Raw genomic sequence first — 3,526 nt, forward strand, 5'->3', positions numbered from 1 at the left:
GGCGGTGGCGGCGTGTGCGCTGGGCGTCCCCATTGTTTTCATCGTCGCAGCAGCAGTAGGCCTTGGCTGTCTCGTCATTGCAAAACCACTGGCACCGACCTGGGGTCTCGGCGCCGCGATCCTGTTTGGCGCCAGCTTCTGTGCGACAGCCGTCCTGTGCCTGCGGAGCGCGCGCGACCTGGTCAACGCCGACACTGCCGATCTGGCAAGGGATCCGGACGGGCGCCGGCCCTTGCTAGGTGCCGTCGATCGTTCGACACCGGCGTGGCTCTCCAGCTGGGCCTGGGATCTACCCGCCGGCCGCATAGTACTTTCGTGGCGGCTGGTGGGAGCAGCCATCCTGTTTGGTTTCGCGACGGTTGTTGCTGCCTCCATCAGCTTCGTTCGTCACGATGCCGTGCCGGCGGCCATGGCCGGCCTGACCGGCGGCCTTCTCGTCTTCATGCTGAGCGCGCGCTTCCATCCGCTGGACTCGCCAGTGCTGCGCACGGCTCCGCTCGGCTTCACCAGGGCCTGGCTGCGCCTGGCGCGGCTGCCCCTGCAATTGTCGGTCGCCTACTTTCTCCTGCCGGCCGTTGCTGCCTTGGCGGCTGAGCCTCGGCCTGGGCGATGCCGCTCGCTAGCGGCTTCTGGCTGCTGGCGCTGAACGGCGCCTATGCGGTGTTTGCCGCCTATTTCATGACCGCGCCATTCGTCGCCGCGCTGAGCTTCCTCGGCGCCATCGCCTACACCAGCTACGAGTCGCTCGAATATGGGCGCACGGTGCTGATCGGCTTTGCCGCCCTTGTCCTGTTCCTGTGGCACCGGGCGCAACGGAGATATCGCCATGGATAGCAGTGTCGATCCTGTCGAGATACTCGCGGTTCGCGGGCTCGGCGCCGGCTATGGGGGCCGACCAGTTGTCGCCGGCATCGGGATGACGCTCGATCGGGGTGACATCCTTGGCCTGCTCGGCGCAAACAGCTCAGGAAAATCCACCTTGCTGAAGGCGATCACCGGTCAGATCCGGCTGCTCCAGGGAAGTGTGGCGATCGACGGCCGCGATCTCGCCAGCGCGCCGGAGCCCGCCAAGGCCGGCTTCGGTCTGGCCATCGATCCGCCTGAACTGCCGGCAGCGCTCACCGGGCGGCAATATCTCCAGCTCGTCGCGTCGATCCGTGGCTGTACGGAGAATGACTGGCCTGGCGTCGAAGTTGTCGAGAGATTGGGGCTGAGGCGCTGGCTCGAACGGCCGATTGCCGAATATTCGCTTGGCACGCAGGCCAAGATTGCCATTGCCGCCGCATTGCTCGGCGCGCCACCGCTGCTCATCTTCGACGAATCCCTGAATGGCCTCGATCCGCTCGCCGCCTTTGAGGTCAAGCGCATCATCCGTGCCATCGCACTGAGGGGGCAGCCACGCGGTCATCATCTCCACCCATATCGTGGAAGCCGTTCCCGGCCTTTGCAACCGCGCGGTGCTTCTGGCCGAGGGCAGCATTGTCCGAGAGTGGGATGCCCGGCAGTTGGCCGAGGCAAGCCACGCGCCCGGCGCTTTTGAGCTCCACGTTATGCAGGCGCTGTCGGAACCCATGAGCTGGCCAAAGAGGTAACGCGGCTTTTTTACCCAGAGGGAACGGCTTTCGGGTGACGTCTGCCTTTGGGTAGTGGCAAAGGCATCCCGAATTAGCGAACGGAGGCGCAAAGCTGCCATTCGTTTCAAAATGAATATGGTCAGCAAATGCTGAATCAGCTTCTTGAGTCAAATTGGGCGAACCGCTTACGCCACGTAGGTCGCCTGCGTGAAAGCCGGCAGGAAGCGACCGCCACCCTTCAACCGCACCATGGCGTACGTGGCTGGGAGAGCGACGGACGGCGACCAGCAGCGAGTTCGCCAGCAGACTGGAGATACAACGTCGAGTGCACGAAGATCAGAAAGGCGCGAGATCTCGCCCAACCGCAGGTCGACGCTCACTTGATGATGCCGATCTTCTTGCGATCAATGGTCACGAATACGGCGCAGACCAAAACCGTACCCTTGACGATATTCTGAAGGTACGGATCGACACCGGCCATGTTCATGCCGTTGGAAAGCAGAGTGATGATCAAAACACCCAGCATGGTACCGACAACACTGCCTACGCCTCCAGTCAATGGTGTTCCGCCGACGACCACCGCGGCTATGACGTCCAGTTCAAGCCCCTCCCCGAGTTGGGCGGTGGCGGCCATGGCGCGCGCGGCTTGTAGCAAGCCGGCAATGCCGCACAAGGCACCGAGAAGCACATACATATAGATTTTCACGCGCGCGACCTGAATGCCCGTTAGAATGGCGACACGTTCCCCACCGCCTATGGCGCGAACCTCGCGCCCGAACACCGTCCTGTTGATGATGCCATACGCGACAACCATCAGCACCAGGCCAACGATCACGGAGTGCGGAATGCCCAAAGTCCGATTGGTATAGACATCAAGGAATTGCTCATCCTCGATCGAGACAGGAGCGCCACGTGTAAAAAGCAGCACGATGCCGCGATAGACCACCATCGCTCCCATGGTTGCGATGAAGGACGGCACCTTGCCTTTGGCCAGGAGAACGCCGTTGATCAATCCGGCAACAGCACCGACGGCAATGGCGGGAATGATCGCCGCGGCGCCAAGGCTGTCAGCTGTCAATGCGGCTGCCAATGCCGCCAGTGCAACAATTGAACCGACCGAAAGATCGATTGAACCGGCCATGATGACGAAGGTCATGCCGAGCGCAGCAACCAGCAGCACCGTGCCCTGTTGAAGCACGATGAGAAGGTTGCTGAAGGTCAGGAAGCGTGGCGAGGCTATCGAGAAGATCACAATGAGCAGGACGAGCATGGCAAGCGGAAAGCCGCGTTTGACGACTTCGAACCTGGCATTGACGCCGGGTTCCCTGGTTGCGTTCGGTCTCTTGGTGGCGATCGAGGTCACGTTCGTTTCCATGGTCAGGCCATATGTCCAATGATGTCATGCTCGGTGGCATCGGCTGCCGTCTCGATGCGATGCGTAATTTGTCCTTGCCGGAGCACCAGCAAACGGTCCGACATACCGATCAGCTCAGGCATGTCTTCTGAAGACAGGATCACGGCGAGGCCCTGCGCCGCCTTCTGCTGAATGATGCGATAGATTTCCGCGCGGGCGCCGATATCGACGCCGCGTGTAGGATTGTTGAGCAGGAGCAGACGTGGCTGGACAGCCAAGCATTTGCCGATCACCACCTTTTGCAAATTGCCGCCCGAGAGCGAACGGCAGGACGCGTCGACGCTTTGCGTCTTGATGCCGAACTGGGCGATGAGGTCACCCGCGATGGCAATGGCAGCGGCGCGATCGAAGAACGGCCCACGATGCGGTGGGCGGGCCATCACCAGATTGTCGAGGAGACTGAAGTCGGCGATCAGGCCTTCATTGTGACGGTCACCAGGCAAATGAGCGACGCCCTGTCGCCAGGCGAAAGTCGGACTCGACGGCGCGTATGAACCATTTGCAAGCTTCATCGAGCCACTGCGCAAAGGCAAGTCGC

General features: G+C 61.7%; 4 protein-coding genes and 1 pseudogene. 3 read left to right on the plus strand and 2 right to left on the minus strand.

All coding sequences use genetic code 11. The annotated features are described in order from the left end of the window. The 3 genes and pseudogenes from EN893_RS39410 to EN893_RS21630 form a co-directional block, all read left to right on the plus strand. Positions 1-646, plus strand: a pseudogene (locus tag EN893_RS39410) (hypothetical protein); the annotation flags it as partial. Continuing rightward, entirely contained in the window at positions 610-834 is a 225-nt protein-coding gene (locus tag EN893_RS39415; protein WP_236382662.1) for a hypothetical protein, read from the plus strand. The pseudogene EN893_RS39410 and the gene EN893_RS39415, both read left to right, overlap by 37 nt. Beyond that, entirely contained in the window at positions 827-1,540 is a 714-nt protein-coding gene (locus EN893_RS21630; protein ID WP_236382661.1) for an ABC transporter ATP-binding protein, read from the plus strand. The genes EN893_RS39415 and EN893_RS21630 overlap by 8 nt, the downstream gene beginning before the upstream one ends. 410 nt (positions 1,541-1,950) lie before the next feature. Here the strand turns inward: EN893_RS21630 and EN893_RS21635 are convergent, their stop codons facing one another. Beyond that, positions 1,951-2,937, minus strand: coding sequence for an ABC transporter permease (locus tag EN893_RS21635; RefSeq protein WP_164748686.1), 987 nt, complete (start codon positions 2,935-2,937; stop codon positions 1,951-1,953). Positions 2,938-2,951: 14 nt separating this feature from the next. Further along, positions 2,952-3,526, minus strand: a 575-nt coding sequence (locus tag EN893_RS21640) for an ATP-binding cassette domain-containing protein (RefSeq protein WP_206640152.1), incomplete at its 5' end; no start/stop codon positions are given.

This window comes from Mesorhizobium sp. M7A.F.Ca.CA.004.04.2.1, assembly GCF_004022825.1.
Classification (GTDB): Bacteria; Pseudomonadota; Alphaproteobacteria; order Rhizobiales; family Rhizobiaceae; genus Mesorhizobium.

Bases quoted from the DNA above. Each gene is read 5' to 3' on its own strand.
- EN893_RS21630 (WP_236382661.1), top strand. From the start codon at position 827: ATGGATAGCAGTGTCGATCCTGTCGAGATACTCGCGGTTCGCGGGCTC.
- EN893_RS39415 (WP_236382662.1), top strand. From the start codon at position 610: ATGCCGCTCGCTAGCGGCTTCTGGCTGCTGGCGCTGAACGGCGCCTAT.